The organism is Nitratireductor sp. ATLC21, assembly GCF_057196525.1.
Genome location: NZ_JBXUOU010000001.1, coordinates 382,201 through 399,928, shown reverse-complemented (window position 1 = coordinate 399,928; position 17,728 = coordinate 382,201). Strand labels below are relative to the sequence as shown.

General features: G+C 56.1%; 19 protein-coding genes, 1 tRNA gene and 1 pseudogene. 13 read left to right on the top strand and 8 right to left on the bottom strand.

Features of this window, described 5'->3' with window-relative positions:
• Positions 1–2: 2 nt before the first annotated feature.
• The 5 genes from AC2CHD_RS01995 to AC2CHD_RS01975 all read right to left on the bottom strand — a co-directional run bounded on the left by AC2CHD_RS01995 (position 3) and on the right by AC2CHD_RS01975 (position 5,682).
• Positions 3–509, bottom strand: a complete 507-nt coding sequence (locus tag AC2CHD_RS01995) for a tripartite tricarboxylate transporter TctB family protein (RefSeq protein WP_229446902.1) — start codon at positions 507–509, stop codon at positions 3–5.
• Positions 510–511: 2 nt separating this feature from the next.
• The gene (locus AC2CHD_RS01990) at positions 512–1,549 is read right to left on the bottom strand and encodes a Gfo/Idh/MocA family protein (RefSeq protein WP_484552418.1); all 1,038 of its coding nucleotides are present in this window, start codon (positions 1,547–1,549) and stop codon (positions 512–514) included.
• The gene (locus AC2CHD_RS01985) at positions 1,546–3,060 is read right to left on the bottom strand and encodes a tripartite tricarboxylate transporter permease (protein WP_484552417.1); all 1,515 of its coding nucleotides are present in this window, start codon (positions 3,058–3,060) and stop codon (positions 1,546–1,548) included. The genes AC2CHD_RS01990 and AC2CHD_RS01985 overlap by 4 nt, the downstream gene beginning before the upstream one ends.
• Positions 3,061–3,186: 126 nt before the next feature.
• Entirely contained in the window at positions 3,187–4,209 is a 1,023-nt protein-coding gene (locus tag AC2CHD_RS01980; protein WP_484552416.1) for a tripartite tricarboxylate transporter substrate binding protein, read from the bottom strand.
• Between the two features lie 99 nt (positions 4,210–4,308).
• Positions 4,309–5,682 carry an aminotransferase-like domain-containing protein gene (locus AC2CHD_RS01975; protein WP_484553190.1) on the bottom strand — a complete coding sequence of 458 codons (1,374 nt, stop codon included), beginning with the start codon at positions 5,680–5,682 and terminating at the stop codon, positions 4,309–4,311.
• A gap of 157 nt (positions 5,683–5,839) precedes the next feature.
• On the opposite strand from AC2CHD_RS01975, the gene AC2CHD_RS01970 reads away from it, so the two are divergent.
• Positions 5,840–6,709 carry a DMT family transporter gene (locus tag AC2CHD_RS01970; protein WP_484552415.1) on the top strand — a complete coding sequence of 290 codons (870 nt, stop codon included), beginning with the start codon at positions 5,840–5,842 and terminating at the stop codon, positions 6,707–6,709.
• 124 nt (positions 6,710–6,833) lie between these two features.
• Here AC2CHD_RS01970 and AC2CHD_RS01965 read toward each other — a convergent pair.
• Both AC2CHD_RS01965 and AC2CHD_RS01960 read right to left on the bottom strand, forming a co-directional pair.
• Positions 6,834–6,923, bottom strand: a tRNA-Ser gene (locus tag AC2CHD_RS01965).
• An 81-nt stretch (positions 6,924–7,004) separates the two neighbouring features.
• Entirely contained in the window at positions 7,005–8,153 is a 1,149-nt protein-coding gene (locus AC2CHD_RS01960; protein ID WP_484552414.1) for a tyrosine-type recombinase/integrase, read from the bottom strand.
• A gap of 461 nt (positions 8,154–8,614) precedes the next feature.
• Here AC2CHD_RS01960 and AC2CHD_RS01955 point away from each other — a divergent pair, with 461 nt between their 5' ends.
• From AC2CHD_RS01955 to AC2CHD_RS01945, 3 genes are all read left to right on the top strand, one after another.
• Complete coding sequence (locus tag AC2CHD_RS01955) at positions 8,615–8,866, top strand: hypothetical protein (RefSeq protein WP_412033041.1); 252 nt, start codon at positions 8,615–8,617, stop codon at positions 8,864–8,866.
• A 123-nt stretch (positions 8,867–8,989) separates the two neighbouring features.
• Positions 8,990–9,475: a hypothetical protein gene (locus tag AC2CHD_RS01950; RefSeq protein ID WP_484552413.1), complete on the top strand. Its 486-nt coding sequence runs from the start codon at positions 8,990–8,992 to the stop codon at positions 9,473–9,475.
• 679 nt (positions 9,476–10,154) lie between these two features.
• Positions 10,155–11,219: a hypothetical protein gene (locus AC2CHD_RS01945; RefSeq protein ID WP_484552412.1), complete on the top strand. Its 1,065-nt coding sequence runs from the start codon at positions 10,155–10,157 to the stop codon at positions 11,217–11,219.
• A 78-nt stretch (positions 11,220–11,297) separates the two neighbouring features.
• Here the strand turns inward: AC2CHD_RS01945 and AC2CHD_RS01940 are convergent, their stop codons facing one another.
• Positions 11,298–11,618 carry a hypothetical protein gene (locus AC2CHD_RS01940; protein ID WP_484552411.1) on the bottom strand — a complete coding sequence of 107 codons (321 nt, stop codon included), beginning with the start codon at positions 11,616–11,618 and terminating at the stop codon, positions 11,298–11,300.
• Positions 11,619–11,742: 124 nt separating this feature from the next.
• On the opposite strand from AC2CHD_RS01940, the gene AC2CHD_RS01935 reads away from it, so the two are divergent.
• The 9 genes and pseudogenes from AC2CHD_RS01935 (at position 11,743) to AC2CHD_RS01895 (ending at position 17,401) form a co-directional block, all read left to right on the top strand.
• A complete protein-coding gene (locus tag AC2CHD_RS01935) occupies positions 11,743–12,099 on the top strand; it encodes a hypothetical protein (RefSeq protein ID WP_484552410.1) in 357 nt (118 codons plus the stop codon).
• Entirely contained in the window at positions 12,096–12,284 is a 189-nt protein-coding gene (locus tag AC2CHD_RS01930; protein ID WP_229447162.1) for a hypothetical protein, read from the top strand. The genes AC2CHD_RS01935 and AC2CHD_RS01930 overlap by 4 nt, the downstream gene beginning before the upstream one ends.
• Positions 12,285–12,324: 40 nt before the next feature.
• Positions 12,325–12,591 (top strand): hypothetical protein, encoded by a 267-nt coding sequence (locus AC2CHD_RS01925; protein WP_229447163.1) that lies wholly within the window; start codon positions 12,325–12,327, stop codon positions 12,589–12,591.
• A gap of 9 nt (positions 12,592–12,600) precedes the next feature.
• Positions 12,601–13,257, top strand: coding sequence for an SOS response-associated peptidase (locus AC2CHD_RS01920; RefSeq protein WP_484552409.1), 657 nt, complete (start codon positions 12,601–12,603; stop codon positions 13,255–13,257).
• The gene (locus AC2CHD_RS01915) at positions 13,254–13,490 is read left to right on the top strand and encodes a hypothetical protein (RefSeq protein ID WP_484552408.1); all 237 of its coding nucleotides are present in this window, start codon (positions 13,254–13,256) and stop codon (positions 13,488–13,490) included. Before AC2CHD_RS01920 ends, AC2CHD_RS01915 begins: the two co-directional genes overlap by 4 nt.
• Positions 13,487–13,654, top strand: a complete 168-nt coding sequence (locus tag AC2CHD_RS01910) for a hypothetical protein (protein WP_484552407.1) — start codon at positions 13,487–13,489, stop codon at positions 13,652–13,654. Before AC2CHD_RS01915 ends, AC2CHD_RS01910 begins: the two co-directional genes overlap by 4 nt.
• Positions 13,655–14,102: 448 nt before the next feature.
• A complete protein-coding gene (locus AC2CHD_RS01905; protein ID WP_484552406.1) occupies positions 14,103–14,345 on the top strand; it encodes a hypothetical protein in 243 nt (80 codons plus the stop codon).
• 242 nt (positions 14,346–14,587) lie between these two features.
• A pseudogene (locus AC2CHD_RS01900) lies at positions 14,588–14,881 on the top strand (PAS domain-containing protein); the annotation flags it as partial.
• A 48-nt stretch (positions 14,882–14,929) separates the two neighbouring features.
• Positions 14,930–17,401, top strand: coding sequence for a sensor domain-containing protein (locus tag AC2CHD_RS01895; RefSeq protein ID WP_484553189.1), 2,472 nt, complete (start codon positions 14,930–14,932; stop codon positions 17,399–17,401).
• The last annotated feature ends 327 nt before the right edge of the window (positions 17,402–17,728 follow it).

Here is a 17,728-nt window from a genome sequence, read left to right as displayed (position 1 = left end):
CGTCACCCCGGCAACCGAACGAGAAAGAGATCGGTGAACACGAAATCGATCGCGTAAGCCGCACCGCCGGCGAGCAGACATCCACCGATCAAAAGTTTCCAGGCGGGCAGGCGTCGTTCGGTATCGATCAGCTCCGCCCCTACCGTGAACACAAAAACGAAAAGCGCTGTGGCATAGAAGAAGGGCATACGGCCGAACAGAAGCGTGCCATAGACAAGCACCATCACGATGGTGAAGAGCGTCCGGATTGCACTGGCACGCGTCCATTGCGTGATGCTGGGCTGCGCACCTTCGGTCAAATTCCGTCCCGACATGCCGCGCAACAGAAGAACGATACCCAGCACGCACAAAACCGCGCTCAAAAGACCCGGCGTAAGACCGGGAACGGTGAACGGATCCGCACCGCGGGCCTCGAAGCGCGGCATACGCAGAGCTTCGACCAGTCCCGCCGCGCCCAACGCCGCCACCACGAGGCCGGAAAGGAAATCGGTCCTGTTGATGGTACGCATGATCACGCCCCCTTCTCTAGTGCGATCTGCGGAAGCGGTTTTTGCAGGAGCGCCTGGTCGATGGCTTCCAGAAGCGCCGCCATTTCCAAAGCGCCCTCATTTGCACTGCAGAGGGTCGGTCCACCGCTTTCGATTGCGGATACGAACAGATCGAAGCTCTTCGCCAGGAGAGATGGGGGCGTGATCCCGATCACCTGTTCGATTGTCATCGCGCCGGGAGACACATTCCAACCGCCCGACTTGGGTGTGTAGGAGACCTGCGCCTGCGTCAGCGTGTTGCGGTTGAAGTCGATGACGATGTTGCCGGCATCGCCGATCAATCGCAGCCGCTTTGTGGTCACAGCACCCGGCATGAAACCGTCTTCCACCTCACCGCAGGCGAGAATGCCAATCCGCAGATTGCCGCTTATGCCTCCCTCGAAAGTCAGGGCGATACGGATATCATCGTTTTTATGAGCACCGAGCAGGCTTGCTCCACGGGCCTCAACAGAACATATGGGAACACCCGCCAGATGGCGCATGAGATCGAGAAAATGCACGCCGTCATTTTCGATGATGGTGGAATCGTCGCGCATCCGCTTCCATCCCGAGAAGTCACCCTCCACCGCAATCAGGCGGCCAATGGCTTCCGAAGCGATGAGCGCCTTCGCCTTTTCGACAAGCGGATGACAGCGCAGAACGAAACCGATCTGGACAGCGCAGCCCGAAGTCTCCACCGCAGCCATCAGCTGCCGCCCCTCATCCAGCGATGTCACAGCCGGCTTCTCGATGAAAACATGTTTGCCGCGCTCAAGAGCCGTCAGCGCGACGGGCAGGTGCAGGCGTGGCGGCGTGACAATGTCAACGAGATCGACCTGATCCAGATAGACGGACGGGTCTTCCGTGACATGCTCGAGGCCCAGGGCACGCGCCCTGTCACGGGCTACGGGGTCTGGGTCGCTGACATAAAGGCGTGGAGCCGTGGTGCTCCGCCGCCAGGCGGCTGCATGCTGCGCGCCGAATGCACCGAAACCGCAAAGGAGTACACTTTTGACGCTCATCGCTCACCTCCGGCAAAGCGTGTGCGCAGGGTGGCCAGGCGGCGACGTACCGGCGGCAGGCTGAAAATGATGATGAGGAAAACCAGCGTCGCGATCACCGCGCTTATCGGGCGCGTCACAAAGGGAATCGGATCGCCCTGCGTCAATGCGAGGCTACGGCGCAAATTGTTGTCGAGGATCGGGCCGAGCACGACACCAAGGATCATGGGAGCGACCGGGAAGCCCGCCTCGCGCATCAGGAATCCGATCAGACCGAAGCCGATCATGACCCAGACATCGAAAATGCGGCCAGCGATGGCGAAAGCGCCAACGGTGCACAAGACGAAGATGATGCCCATCAGCCATTCGCGCCGCACTTTGAGGATGAGCAGCAGCGGCCGCGTGAGAAGCAGGCCCAGTATCAGCATGGCGCAGCTTGCCCAGAACACCATGGCCACCACCGAATAGAAGAAATCGGCCTGCGTGATCATGATCAGGGGACCGGGCCGCAGACCGTGAATGATCATGGCTGCCAGAAGAACTGCTGCCGGCGCAGACCCGGGGATGGCAAGCGTCAGAACCGGAATCAGCGCGCCGGGAACGGCGGCATTGTTGCCGGTCTCTGCGGCGAGCAGCCCTTCGGTCGATCCCTGCCCATACTCTTCCTTGCGTTTGGACGCACGTTTTGCAGCAGCGTAGGAAACCCACGCGCCCATGTCCTCGCCGACACCGGGAACCACGCCCATGAACGTGCCGATGAATCCGGAACGGAGCCAGGTGCGCGCATGACTGAAGGAGGAAAGCGCGGAACGGAAAACCCCGGTCACCTTGCCGGCGACGGCGCGGGTCGCTTCCTGCCGCATGACGATGAACACTTCCGTGCAACCAAATGCGCCGACAAGCACCGGCAAAAGGCCAAACCCGCCTTCAAGGTCGCGAATCCCATAGGAGAAGCGGGCATAGGCATGGATGCTCTCCTGCCCGACCATGGCGACAAGCAGACCGAAAAAGCCGGCGATCCAGCCTTTCAGTGCGTCGTCCATGGCGGTGAGCTGGCCGCAAAGGACAATGCCGAAGACGGCAAGCCAGAAGAATTCGAAAGAGGTGAAATCAAGCGCGAACTCAGCAAGCCAGGGCGCGACCAGAGCAAGCCCCACCATGCCGACGACCGAACCCAGAAACGAACCCGTGGTGGCAACCGCCATCGCCTCGCCTGCCCGCCCTTTCCGGGCCAGCGGAAACCCTTCAAGAGCGGAAGCGGCATTGGCCGGCGTGCCAGGAATGTTGAGCAGAATGGCCGTGCGCCCGCCGCCATAGATCGCGCCGATATAGACGCAGATCAGCACGAGGATCGCCGTGTTCTGTTCCATCGTGAAGGTCAGCGTCGTCACCAGCGCGACGCCCAGTGTCGCCGTCAGGCCCGGGATCATGCCCACGGTGATGCCGAGGAGCGTGGCCCAGAAGACAACGATGATCTGCGCGGAAAATCCGATTTCGGCGATCGCGCCCAGGAAATGATTTAGTCCGTCCATGGCCATGCTTGTCGACAGAAAGGGTCAGCGCGGCCAGGAAACTGGCAGCGCAAACTGTCCGGTTGCGTATAGGCGAAGCGTCGCGGGCTCCCCCGCCTCGCAGCAAGGGGAGCCACGCAACGAGCCTTATTCGGGGCGCGGTATGCCGAACTTGCTCGGGTCGTTCGGTGCAGCGCCGCTGTCGAACTGCTGCCAGGCGTTGATCGAGAGGAAGGGAAGCGCGGTCTTCGCCGCCTCTTCACCGTAGGTCGCCTTGAACAGCGCACCGCGCTCGGCGGCATGCTTCTTCATGACCTCGGAGTTGGCGATCTCTTCAGCCCAGACCTTGTCCATTGCGTCGAGCACCTCTTTGGGCGCATCGGCGGGGAGGAAAATGCCGAAGAAATTGGGGGCGCTGGCCACCTCTGGAAGCCAGTCGGTGACCGGCGGAACCGTGCCATAGCCCTGCAGCTCAAGCGGCTGATCGGCAATCACCGCGAGAGGCTTGAGCCGCCCCGCGCGGATCATGTCCACCTGCTCCGTTGCCGTCTGGGCCGTAAACTGCGTTTCACCCGACACCGTGGAAATCACCGCAGGATTGCCGCCCTCATAGACGATCTGGCGAAACTTGATGCCCGGTGCGGCCTTTTCGAGCGCCTGCATGGAGATGGCGGTGGCCGAGGAAAGTCCGCCCGAGGAAACCGTGATCGGTTCGCTCGCCGACTTCATGGCTTCCAGAAGATCGCCAAAGGTCTCCCATTCGCTGTCGGCGCGCACCGACACTAGGCCAGGATTGGCCACATGGAGATAAAGCCGCCATTGATCAAGCGTCGCATCCAGTGTCCCGAAAACCGGATAGGCGCCGAGATCGGCTGCCGCGCCCGCGGCCATGGTCATGCCGTCATGCGGGGCCTCCCAAACCGCACGCGTACCGACGGAGCCTGACGCGCCTGGCTGATTGATGATCACGAAATTCTGGCCGAAGGCCTTGCTGAGTTCCCCCGCGACAACGCGGGTGACCGTATCGGTGGAGCCGCCGGCGGACCACGGAACGATGATCGTTACGGGCTCGGCCGGCTTCCACTCCTCGGCAATGGCCGGCGCAGCGAGAAATGCAGACGCTGCGAAAGCCGCAGAAACCAAGCTTTTGGCAAGTTTTTTGCTCTTCATTTTGTTCCCCTAATTAAACAAACAGTTAGATAATTAGTGACGTGTTTTAACTTTCTGTCAAGAGCTTTTATGATCGCTCAGCGCGCGTCGCTCCCTGCTTCATCGGCTGCTGGGAGCGCACCTTTCAAGAGATTGCTGGAGAACGTCCGTGACGATCGGGTCATCACAGTGGGCAACGTTGAAGCGCATGAAACCGGTCGCAGTCTGCGAAACGCTGAACACGTTTCCCGGCGCAAGAACAACACCCTGGGCCAGGCTCGCGCGCGCGACATCGGCGGAATCGCAACCGTCCGGCAACTGGCACCAGAGGTAGAAGCCCCCACGCGGCATCAGCCAGGGTTCAATCCCAATGGAGTGCAAGTCGTCGATGGCTTTCTGCCTTGCGCCCGCAAGGCGACGGCGCAATCCTTCCATGTGCTTGCGATAACTTCCACTCGCCAGAACACCGCTGATCATCTGCGCCGCCACCGGGCTCGGACCTCCGAAGCTGGTCGCGACCTGCAGATCCACAAGGTCAGCGATCCAGTCGGGCCGGGCCGCGATATAGCCGCAGCGTACCGATGCCGAAAGCGCCTTCGAGAAGCTGCCGATACGTATCACGCGGTTGAGCCCGTCCAATGCTGCCAGCCTGATGGAAGGCTCGGGCTCGAAATCTGCGAAGATGTCATCCTCGACAATAATCAGATCATGGGCGGCAGCTTCGTTGAGCAGACGATGTGCCGTATTCGCGGAGAGCGTCGCGCCTGTGGGATTGTGAAGCGCCGAATTGGTGATGTAAAGGCGCGGGCGTTCCGCAGCCAGCGTCGCCTGAAAGGAAGTTATATCCGGCCCCGAACGGGTATAGGGAACACCGACAACCTTAACCTGGTGCGCGCGCAACAAGGCCCGGAAATTGAAGTAGCACGGGTCGTCCACCAAAACGGTATCGCCGGGCCGGAGGAGGCAACGACACACCAGATCCACAGCCTGCGTGCCCGATCCAGCGAGCATCAGCTGCTCCGGGGTTATGTCAATGCCTTCGTCGGCAAAACGCCCCATCAGAAGACGGCGCAGCGCAATCGAGCCACGGGTGCTGCCGTAATCCGACAAAACCGCGCCCTCGCCCCTTGAGACGGTCCTCAATGCGCGACGCAAGTCCCCTTGCGGCATCCAGTCCGCGGGAAGCCAGCCGCAGCCAGGCTTTACGGTCGCAGGATCTGCATCAAGCGACTGGCGAGAGACCCAGAAAGGATCGACGGCACGCTCCGTTTGAGGCAGATCCTCCGCCAGCGCCAGAGGTGGCAGCGCGGTGGTGGAGACATAGAAGCCCGAACCGCGCTTGGCGCGAATAACCCCGTCCGCCGCGAGCCGGTCATAGGCCTCGACAACCGTGGATGGGGAAACCTGCATGGTTTTCGCAAAATTCCGGATGGACGGCAGCCGGTCTCCCGGGCCCAGTGCGCGGTTCGCGATTTTCCTCCGGATCGCCCTCATCACATCCAGGGTTCGCGCGCCCTTGGCGCTGAAATCCTGTCGCCCGTCATTCAATTGTATGGCCCCTTTGATCAATACGATTTTTGAAAATTGTAATGGTTTGTAGCTCCCCGCACCACAAGGAATTGCCTATGGCTATCGTGGAAAGCGAGGTGAGATGGGAAAAGCAGCATCATCGGTTGCAGGTTGGGGCAGTGGCCTCCTCGGCATTGTCATCTTCAGCGGCTCACTGCCTGCGACGCGGGTCGCGGTGGCGGATTTTTCGCCTGTGTTTCTGACATCTGCACGCGCTGTCATCGCGGCGCTGCTCGGTGCTGCCCTGCTCTTGAGTTTGCGGCAGGCGCGTCCCCAGCCTTCCGATATCATGTCCCTTGTGGTCGTTTCGGCGGGTGTTGTGATCGGGTTTCCACTGCTAACTGCGCTTGCGCTTCAGCACATCACATCGGCGCACTCGATTGTCTTCATCGGACTGTTGCCGCTGGCGACCGCCATATTCGGCGTTATGCGTGGGGGAGAGCGACCGAAACCGATGTTCTGGCTGTTTTCGTGTATGGGAAGCGCCACAGTGGTCGCATTTGCGCTGTCCAGTGGCGGATCACGTTCGCTCAAGGGTGATTTTCTGATGATTGCAGCGATCATCCTGTGCGGTCTTGGCTATGCCGAAGGCGCAAGGCTGTCGCGTCGTTTGGGCGGATGGCAGGTTATTTCATGGGCGCTGGTTCTCTCTGCTCCCATAATGTTGCTGTTATCGCTTCTAACCCTTCCATCCTCGTGGGAAGGCGTTACGGCACCTGCTTGGCTGAGTCTGGCCTATGTATCCGTCTTTTCCATGCTCGTGGGTTTTGTGTTCTGGTATCGCGGACTGGCCTTGGGCGGCATAGCCGGCGTCGGCCAGCTGCAACTGCTCCAGCCGTTCTTCGGACTTTGCCTCGCCGGCATTCTGCTGGGCGAGCCCATCGAAGCGACCATGATTGCCGCAACCGCTCTGATCGTCATCTTCGTGGCGTTTGCGAAGAGGTTTGCGTGATGCAGGAACTAGACTTCCGCGCCTTCGTTCCAGGCTCCGTTTCAGGCGCCGCATCGGAGATTGCCCAAACCACCTCTCCGACATCAGATGTAAGCCATGTGCCAAGAATGGACCCATGACAAAATGGCGGAGGGAGTGGGATTCGAACCCACGAGACGGTCACCCGCCTGCCGGTTTTCAAGACCGGTGCCTTCAACCGCTCGGCCATCCCTCCGGGCATTGATTTCGTTAGCTTTTTCGGATTTAGCAAACCGCTCGATTTAGGCGTTGCTACCATTTTGCTACCGAATGCCTTTTACGGCTTCGCCTTTACCGCGCCTTGTATTGCGGCGTCAACCTGTTCAGCAGCATCCGCCTGCATTCCGGGCATGACGTGCGAATAGAGGTCCAGCGTGATGCCGATTGTCGAATGTCCTAGGCGCTCACTCGCCACCTTTGGATGAACTCCAGCCGCAAGCATCTGTGATGCATGGGTGTGGCGGAGATCGTGGAACCGTATGCGCGGCAGGGAAGTTTTCTCGATCAATCTCACCCATTCATGTGTGATCGAACGCGGCTGCAAAGGTCTGCCGTCTACCTGCGAAACCACGAAGCTGTTTGCATTGGGTCGGAGCCCGAGACGAAGCAATTGTTCTGCCTGTCGCGCCCTATGCGCCTTCAGCTGTTCTGCTACGCCGGCTGAGAGCGCCACCGTCCGGGCATTGCCTGACTTTGGCTCCTTGTATCTGACACCCTCTACAGTCTGTTCGGCGCTTTCGACAATCGAAATGATGCGGCCTTCGAGATCAACATTGCGCCATCGAAGGGCGGCAATCTCACCGCGCCGTAATCCGCACATGACGGCAAGCAGGACCGGCGCAAACATCCGCGTTGGACGCATTGCCTCCAAGAGTTCTGCTGTTTGCTTCGCATCGTAGGCCAGCATGGGCTTGCGTTCGACTTTTGGCGGTGTCGAGGCATGAGCCGGGTTCTTCACCAGCCTTTCCCAAACAACGGCCTGATTGAGCGCCTTTATTAGCACACGTCGCATGTGATGGACCGTGCGAGGGGAAAGACCACCCTGCCCGTCCCTGCGCCCCTCTGAGAGTGCCTTCGAGAGCGCCGCATCGATCCGGTCTGTCTTCAGATTTGCGAGAGTGACATCACCCAACAGGGGAGCAACCCCCTTCCGAAGTATCTCGGTATAGCGCTCGTGGGTCTTTTGTGAGACTGAAGGCCTTGTGAAGGCCAACCATTCGTCGAGGAACTCCGCGACAGTCTGCTTGGTGGGTTCAACATAGTTTCCAGCCTTCAGCGCCGTCACTAGCCGGGCGCATTCTTCCTGTGCCTGTCGTTTGGTGCCGGAGAAGCTGTGCCACTTCCTGCGGCGCTTACCGCTCTCATCATAGAGATCTATGACGATTGCCCACTTGCCGGGGCTGCGCTCGCGAATATGACCCTTCATTAAAAAAAATCCTCGCGGTCGAATGGCTCAACCAGGTTGCAGCGCACTCGCTGGATGGGAAGTTGACTGATTATCGCGCGAGTTAGGTCGCAAGTCTATCGGTTGATTCGACGCGGGATTGGCAGTTGACAAGCACGAGAACTACGAAAAATTCAGTTGGGGGCGTGGCAAGGTCGCTGTTTCTACATGAGGAGGCCTTTGCGCAATGGGACGACGGCGAACCTTCACCAAGGGCGAAATTATGGACGCAGCAAGGGCGGCTGCCGAGACCGGCCTGAATGCCCGTCTGCTACCAGGTGGCATTATAGAGTTTCAGCACCATACCCCGGAGCGGGAGAAGACACCCGAGGACTACCTTGAAGAGTACATACAATCTCGGGCAGGTTCTCGCCTCTGACGGCGTGCTGGCCAACCGTTAGGCAGAACGCCAACTTCTAAACCAAGCCAGCGGATGAGGGAACTTGAAGAACGCGGACGCATTTTCCTATCCTCCACGGGGCCTATCACGTGTTGAGGCTGCCCGATACATTGGCGTCGGCGTTACCCTGTTTGAGGAAATGGTGCGTGACGGGAGGATGCCGAAGCCAAAACGTGTCAACTCCCGCAGGATTTGGGATAGGATAGCGCTGGATGCTTGTTTTTCCGACCTTCCTGATCATTATGAGAACAAAATTGATGCAGTGCTTCGAAAGGCAGGGCGGCTATTTGAATGACGCCAATGGTGGGGTATGCCGCGAATTCTCATCTAATGACGTTGAGGCCGCTAGGGCCGCCCGCGTGAAGCATATGGCTCCGAGGTAGGGGCTTCGAGGGAACCGGGCTAAGGTGGGTTAAGATTGTTTGTTTGCACACTCGATAACGAAACCGAAATCGTTGCACTGTTCGGGAACGGAGAACACATCTATCGGGCTGCGATAGGCTATGACACGATAACGAACCACGTTTTCTCGGTGTTGGTTGTATTCGCACCCATTGCTGGCTACAGCCATGAGGAGAAATGCGAACTCGTATTCAGAGTTGTCGAGGCCGACGCGGAAGGGGTGGACGTTCACGAATACAGTGATGGCCTGCCGACAAAAAACTTCATTACGGAACGAGACGACCGGGATAGCGTTAGAGATTTGATACAGCACCTAATTGCGAACCACATTGACGCAGTTAGGCCGCCTGCTGTAGAGATGATGACACACACAGAGGGTCTTCCGAAGGCTGCATTACGGAAATTTCATGAAATTGCCGCAGTGTTCCGTGATAAGGGATATACAGCGGGCTTGGCAGACCCGTGGCATGGCCGGTGGATATGGATGATGAGACTTGAGTAATCATGCCGCCGCAACGTTCTCCCAGAGAGGAGTTTATGATGAATGACATTCTTACACGTGACGAGCAAATTGAGCTGCTAAACGGCGCTAAGGAGCGCCATGACAAGCTCTTTGCGCGAGTGCTATCCGATCCTCTTGTTCGTGAGGTAGTCTCACGGCCCGCCCCTACCCAGGTTAAAAGCGTCTACGTGAGATCTGAGAGCCGAATGGCTAAATGCGGATAAGCTATTGGTGCCTTCTACAATGATAAGCCCCGCTCCGGCGGGGTTTTTATTTGCCCCCTATCCATCTATCTCCAAGTCCTGCCGAATGGTGAGTGTCTAGGAAACAAGACGCACTCCGGCCCGCTTCCGTGGACTTCTCTCCCTTTAGCTTTCTCCGATCACGGCTGATTCCGAATTTCCGCCCCTACGGAAGAGGAAGGTCAAGAAGTAGCGCTGATTGCCACGCCACTGGACGGAGCAGCCGGAAACAGTGGGAGCGGTGCATTCAATTGGGTATTGCGAAAGCTGCCCTTCCCTGACCTACTTGCGGATAGCGAGATGGGTTCCGACTTCAATCAGGGCGGAGGAAAGACGTGTATCGGACATACGGCGGCAATCGATTTCTCGTCCGGCCAGCGGATCTGATTGCATTTACTTGGTCAGCACCGATGCGAGATCTGGCGGCCAAATTGGGAATGTCTGATGTTGGCCTGAAAAAACTTCTTCGAACCAAGGGCATCGCGACACCTCCGCAAGGCTATTGGAATAAAGTTCATGCTGGGAAACCAGTGCCTAAAGCGCCGGAGCCAAGCCCCAGAGGACCAGGACATAGCGGTCTGATAGATGTTGACGCTCGATTTGAAGGTCTTGTTCCTTCATCAAAACCGATTCCGTCGACTGGGCCATTCGCCTCCGCTTTGGTCCCCGAGGATCTTGACAAATTGCGCGCCAGAGAACTTGAGGCATTAACAACGTTTCGCCCACCCAAGTCCCTTAGACAGCCGCACAAATCACTTGTACCCATACTGCGGAAGGATCAGCGTCGCCGAGAGAGAAAGGAACTTAATGAATGGCACTGGGATTCTCCAAGATATGACAATCCCTTAGAGAAGCGTCGATTGAAAATTCTGAATGCTATCTTCGGAGCATTAGATTTCAGAGGGCACGAGGGCGACGCATGTGAATCCGACAGTGACCTGAATATTCGGGCGACTATTGGGAACACTGTCCTGGGATTGGTGCTAGAACCCTGCGATAAGCTGTTCACACACACCAACCGCTCACAGGTTCAAGCAGCATCGAAAACAGCCTTGAAACTACAGATTATTCCCGACTACTCCAGCCGTGATCGGACCGACATCTGGCGAGAGGATCAGGATGGAAAGCTAGACGCCAACCTTCCAGCAGCCGTGGCCGATATCATCGTCGCGGGCGAAGCCAAGTTCCGGCGCTCCTTGCGTGAAGCCGAAGAGCGCGAAGAGCAGAGTAGGATCGATCAGGAGCGCCGACAGCGAGAACTTCTTGAGCTTCTTAACCAGCAGCGTGTTGAACAACTATTTATGAGCGGTGAACAACTTCGCCAAGCTCAAGAAATTAGAGCTCTCGTTGAGCAGGTGCGAATTGCGATGATACAAGGGGGCGCAAACCTCGATCCAGTAGCACTTCAGAAATGGGAACAATGGGCGTTGGGTGAGGCCGACAAAATAGATCCGATACTGTCTGGCCAATATTTGGAACACTTTGACGAACCTGAACCATAGGTATCGAAATTGGTAGCCGCGCTTTCCTTCAACCGATTGTGACGCCTTGTGCGAGTGTGTGACAACTGGGTCAATAGCTCAGGGCGCCTGGTCCCAGAACCGCTTTCGTTCCCCCTTCCCCCGATCCCGCTTCGGATCGAATGGAATGCCCTCGAACTCGGCGGCGAATAGCTCCGCGTCTTCCTTCTCCGCAAAGCAGAAGATGATGAAGTAGCGGCCTCTCGGTCCGGCCCATCCGGCGAATACGGATTGTGTCCTGAGATGCAGGGACAGGCCTTTGCAAAAGCCATGCACGACTTCGTAATTTGCACCCATCACCTTGTGATCAGGTAACCCAACCTGGTGCGGGTGGGTGCGGTCGATCTGAGCCCCGCTCGGCTCACCTTTGCGGCGTGACATTGGTGTCTCCTTTTCGTTTTTCAGTCGTCACGTCGCCGCATGCGTAATGAGAACAAAAATGGAACAAACTCTGGACTCGTCAAGAGGGTTTGGATTACGATCGGGCCTTCTGATGGAGAACAGAATGACCACCTACACCGTCTTCAACATGGAAGATGACGACGGGTTCGAGGACGAATCGGGCCTGACGATCGAGCAAGCCGTGGAGCGCCTTATCGAGCGCTCCGGCTGCACCTATCGCTTCGAACGCATTGATGGAGTGATGCACATTTGTGTCGAGCCGTGGCGCTGGTTTGGAAAACCGGATGGTCTCTCTTCGCTCCTGCCGGACGATGAGGACGCCAAGCGGGAAATCCTTGAGCGCTTTGCCACCGGCAAGGCGGACCTGCCGTCCACCTGGTGCATTGAGCCGGATGAAAAACATTCCGATGAGATGAGGAAGAATGAACTGACGGGAGATGGCGCGTGGACCATTCAATGAAACCGCAGCCCGAAGCCGATCCTTACGAGCCGGCGGCCGACGCCATCATCGAGGCTTGCGGAGGCGATCCGCGCGAGGCTGTGATCGCCCTTCTGGGAGAGCGGGATTATCTCTCCGGGCGCATCGAGGCGCTGGAGGCATCTGTCAGTTGGGGATTTGTTCGCGCTGGGGCGGCGCGTCGATGAAAAATGAAACGGTGCGGCAAATGGGTTTTGGAGCCGCCATATGCGCCAGTTCAAGCCACTCCACCTGTCAGAGGTGGTTTTCTTCACCCGTGACGGCGTCATCCGCCTCAAGGATATTGATCATTACTATGTGCTCGGAGCCGTCTGTCGCCGTTGCAAATCGATAGGTGAGCTCGACAGGAAGGCGCTCGAGCGGCGCTATGGCCGGGATGCCATGCCTGCTGACATATCAAAGCGCCTGAAATGCAGGAGTTGCCAAAACACGCGCGGCAATATCATCATGGTCATAAATCAATGGCCGAGGTGATCCCGACCAATGTGCAATCTCTACAACATGACCTCGACGCGCCAGGCGATCCGCGATTTCATCAAGACAACGCGGGAATACGCCTTCAACGAGCCGTCGCTGCAGGTCTATCCCAATCGCTATGCGCCGATCGTTCGCGTCGGCAAAGATGGCGAGCGGGAAATGGTGCGTGCCCGATGGGGCATGCCGACGCCGCCCATGTTCGTGAAGGGGCAGCACGACGGCGGCGTCACGAATATCCGCAACACTTCTTCTGCTCATTGGCGAAAATGGCTCTCGCCGGAAAGCCGGTGCCTCGTGCCGGTGACGAGCTTTGCCGAGCCCGATCCAGCGAGCAAGAAGGAAGGCGACAAGCGAACACCAAATGCATGGTTCGCGCTGAATGAAGACCGGCGGCTCTTCGTCTTCGCCGGCCTCTGGACGCCCTGGCACGGCAAGCGCATGGCGCGTGAGGATCCGGACGATCACGAGGTCTATGGATTCCTGACCACGGAGCCCAACAGCGTCGTTGCGCCGGTGCACAAGAAGGCGATGCCGGTCATTCTCACCACCGAAGATGAAATGGCCGCATGGCTTTCAGAGCCATGGGAAGAGGCAAAGAAGCTTCAACGCCCCCTGCCCGACGACCAGCTGATGATCGTCGATCCGCCTGAGGTGCCGGAGTGATCGTCCCGCCGCGGCACTCCGAGAACCATCCGGACCGGATGACAGATTGCCAGGTTGCCTTGGAGGCTGAGTTCCAGAGCATCGCGCGCCGCGCCATTGGTGCTGGCTGGAGCGAAAGCGAGGTGGAGTTTGCCATGCTGTGCTTGGCCCTGGCGGAGATCAGACGCCGGGAGTGCAACAAGGAGACCGAACAGCAGATACTGGAAGCGATTCGGACAATTGAGGGAAAATGAGCGAAGAACAGAAAGCAGACCCCTCGGGCATCCATGAGCACTATCGCGAGCACCCCGGCTGCGACAAATGGGGCGGCCTCGGCTACAGCCGCATGAGGGAAGCCCCGCGCTGGTTTTGCCATGAGCACAAGGCAGAGGGTGAAAGGCACATCGGCAAAGCCTGAAACGCAAAAAGAAGCCCCGCCAGCGCGAGGCCAGCGGGGCGATCTGCAAAAATGGCAATAAGCATCCAGAAGCTATTCTATGGCAGCGGGCGCCCCGTCAGCCAGGTGTAGGCACCGATGATCCAGCCGGCGAGCGTCACCACCCCAATGCCGATCCGGATAAGCCATCGGCCCACCGTTCCCGCCCCCCCCGTGCCTGTGTCCTCAGCTTGACGATATCATCGGTCACCGCCTGCAACCGAATGAGAGCGACGGGGAACGCCTAAAATTTAAGTTAAGCCTTTTAAGGAAATGTTTGCATTTAATTAGCCACCTCAAAAAAACCTTGTTGAACAACCGCGACTAGGGGCAGTGACAACGACTGGCTGCTTTGCTGTAGTGCACCACAAGCCGAGGAACGAAACCCGGGAGACACACGAGTGAACCTATGCACAACGAAATACTGGCCGTGTCCCGCGATCTTATTGGAATCGCCGACCGACTTGATGAGCAGAACCATTTCGCCCTGCGAGCACAGATTCTAAAATCAGCGCTGACATTGAAGCAAATCATTCAAAATAACGAATGCGCATTGCTGAGCCCGTTTGTGATGAGTTTTATGTCCAAATACGCAAAGCAAGAAGAGATATCCTTGGATCACGCAGTTAACGAGGCACTTATCCGATGGGCACTCAGAGACGAGCGAATTTAGCAACGCCCTAATGATTGGTTCCAAATCGCAGAATGTGTAAACAGCGGAAGAGCGGGCTCTATCAACTGAGCCGTTCCCGATCAGCTCCATCTCAAAATCCTCAGTGAACCCCTTCCCCCCCCCCCCCCGAAACTTACCTCAGTTTGAGGAGAAGGAGGCTTCTTGGGCTGTATCTGCAGTGTGAGTGAGCTTTGGTTGATACACAGAACGTGAAGTGGGAAGCTAGCAACAGGACAGAAGCTATGTGCCGGGACCTCATCCCCCCCCAATTCAAGAAGATCGTAGATACACTCCCTCGATTGACTTGGCTGCACTCCGTTCGGCTCGAGGAATGCCGAATCAATGCCGAATGGGCTTCGTTTCTAGGAAATGAAGACAGTGCGATAACCTTTGGAGTTTTGACTGAGTACATACACCCGGAGGATCGCTCTGCGGTCCTTGAGGGTATGAAGACTGCGATCTCCCACCGTGAATCATATCACATCTACTATAGATTGGCGCACAGATCTGGGAATTATCGAGATGTAGTTACAAGTGGCTTTTGCAAAACATCCAGTGAAACAAATGATCCTACATGGCTGGCAGTGACGAGTGAGCTTAGACACCACATTCGTTCTAGGGCCACCGAGTACAAGATTGAGCAACGACTTGAAGCCCTGCACAAAACAAGCGACATCGTGTTTTGGGTCGCAGACAAAGCTGGTGAGGTTTTCGAACTGTGGGGATGGGATAGCCTAACCAGCCAAGCTGGCAGTGAAGCAGCCGGTTGGGGCTGGATTGACTCCGTCCATCCCGACGACAAGGATTCGCTAGCAATAGCCTGGCAAGAGTCTGTTCGAACCAGCCGACCATTCTATAAAGAGTATCGACTGCGCTCCCGTAACGGCAACTTCAAATGGGTTGAAGGACGCGGAACGCCGATTTGGGGTGCCTCAGGAGAAGTTATCGAGTGGATAGGAACGGTTTCCGACATTGACGAAAGAAAGGTGAGAGAGCGCGAGCTCGCCACAAGCGAGGAAAGGCTACGTCTCGCACTGGAAAGCACACAGTTAGGAATTTGGGACGTCGATTTCACAACAGGACAACATAGCTGGTCTAACACGACTCGAGAAATTCTGGAAATCGACCTAGATTCTCAAATAAATGATGATACTTTTCTCAATTTAGTACACCCGGACGATAGAGAGCGCGTCGAGAAGCATTTCTTCTCTAATTCTCAAGATGACGGATCCATATACAGCGGTGAGTATCGCATCATCACTGCGCAAACTAAATCGGAAAAATGGATATCAGCAACTGGGAAAACACTGACCGATTCTCAAAATCAGCCCATTCGTAAGCTAGGGACGATTAGGGATATAACGGAGCGCGTAAGCACACTTATAGCAATAAAGGAGGGTGAAGAACAATTGAGATTGGCACTAGATGCCGCCAGAATGAATGCTTGGGAAATCGATTTGGAAACTCTACTTGTAAAGCGGAGTTTTAATACTGAAAATTTGCTTGGGTTACGCTCAGGATCGCTTGATGCATTCTTAGAGAACACCCATCCAGAAGACCAACAGCTTGTCCTGAATTTTCTGATGCACCACGAACCAACGCATCAGATCAATCTTCGTTATCATCATCCTGACGGCAGAATGCTCTGGCTCGGCATGAGAGGTGAGCGAACAGAACCCGGCCGGCTACGCGGCGTGACATTTGATATCACAGCGCAAGTTCAAGCCGAGCAAGAACTGTGGCGAATGGCTCACGAAGACAACCTCACCGGATTACTAAATAGAAGCGCCTTCAACAATATTCTGCAGAAGAAATGCACGGGCGAAAAACATGAAGATCTGCAATTTTATGTTGTCATTGTGGACATCGACAATTTCAAAGAGGTGAACGATACATTCGGACACGATGCGGGCGACATACTCCTCAAGCGAGCCGCTAGCCGGATTCAAGCGGCATTCAAAGACCAAGAATCTGTCGCACGGATTGGAGGCGATGAATTTGCAATTGTTTTTACGCCTATCGGCTCCGATTCCGATTTAACGGAAATGATCGATCGACTTCACCGCACCTTACGCAAGCCAATCACTATCTCAGGAAGGACATTCAGCGCACAATCGAGCGTTGGGATCGCCACATTCCCATCCGACGGCACAACGGCCACCGAATTAATGAAGAGTGCAGATATCGCACTTTACCGCGCCAAATCCGATGGTCGGAACCGAACCGCCTACTACGCTCCCCACATGCGCGACAAAATAATCAAACGGGTGGAGCTATTTTCAGAGTTTGATCGCGCACTCTCCCAAAGAGAACTGTTGGTCTATTATCAACCGAAGATTCGTCTCGATAGCGGCCAATTGGTCGGATACGAGGCGCTGCTACGCTGGCATCATCCTTCCCGCGGCGTCTTAACGCCCGGTGTCTTCGGTATGATCTTCGAAAATTTTGAACTCTCCCAGGTGGTGGGGGATCTAGTTCTGGAGCAAATTACAGATGACCTGTGCTACTGGCATTCAATCGGCATAAACCCAGGCCGCATCGCTTTCAACTTAAGCGCTTCCGACTTCTTTGCGGACAACCTCTCCACCAACATTCTCGATAAGCTCGAAAGAAAATCGCTGCCGCCAACTTCTATAGAAGTTGAAATTACAGAGGATGTTTTTCTAAATGATTCAAATAGAAACAACGAGTTTCATATCAAAGCGCTCAGCGAGTCCGGCGTTACGATCGCATTAGACGATTTTGGAACGGGTTTCGCATCGCTAACTCATCTAAAGAGGTTCCCTATCGGAAACATTAAAATCGACAGAAGTTTTATATCGAATATAGATACAGATCACAGAGATAAATCAATCGTTTCAGTTATCACAAACCTCTCCAAAGAGCTAGGCATAAAAACAACCGCGGAGGGAGTTGAAAACATCAATCAAATAAAAATATTAAAAGAAATCTCCTGCACCGACATTCAAGGCTATTTTGTGAGTCCAGCTATTCACCCTCATAAGGTGAAAGAGTTTAATTTCATCAATTGCTTAATTCACCCTGAGACTGACTAGATGCAACGAACGTCGTCGATGAGAGCTGAACCTTTTCGTTTTTCTCTAAGGTGGAGGCCTACCCGTCAGCCAAGTGTAGGCGCTTACGACCCACCCTGCGACAGCGAACAGTGCTAAGACTCCTTTCCAGAGCCATCTGCCAAGAGTTCCCGCTCCGCGTACCCGATTACGCATTTCTAAGTATTCTTCGCTAGTCGGGCGTATAGCCCGCACCTCGTTCTCGACATTTTCCAGCCGATGGTTGATCCGGATGAGGTCGCGCGAGGTCGCTTCCTGAGCCTCATAGACCTTTTTCCGACTTTCGCTTGCCGACTTCATCTCATCGGA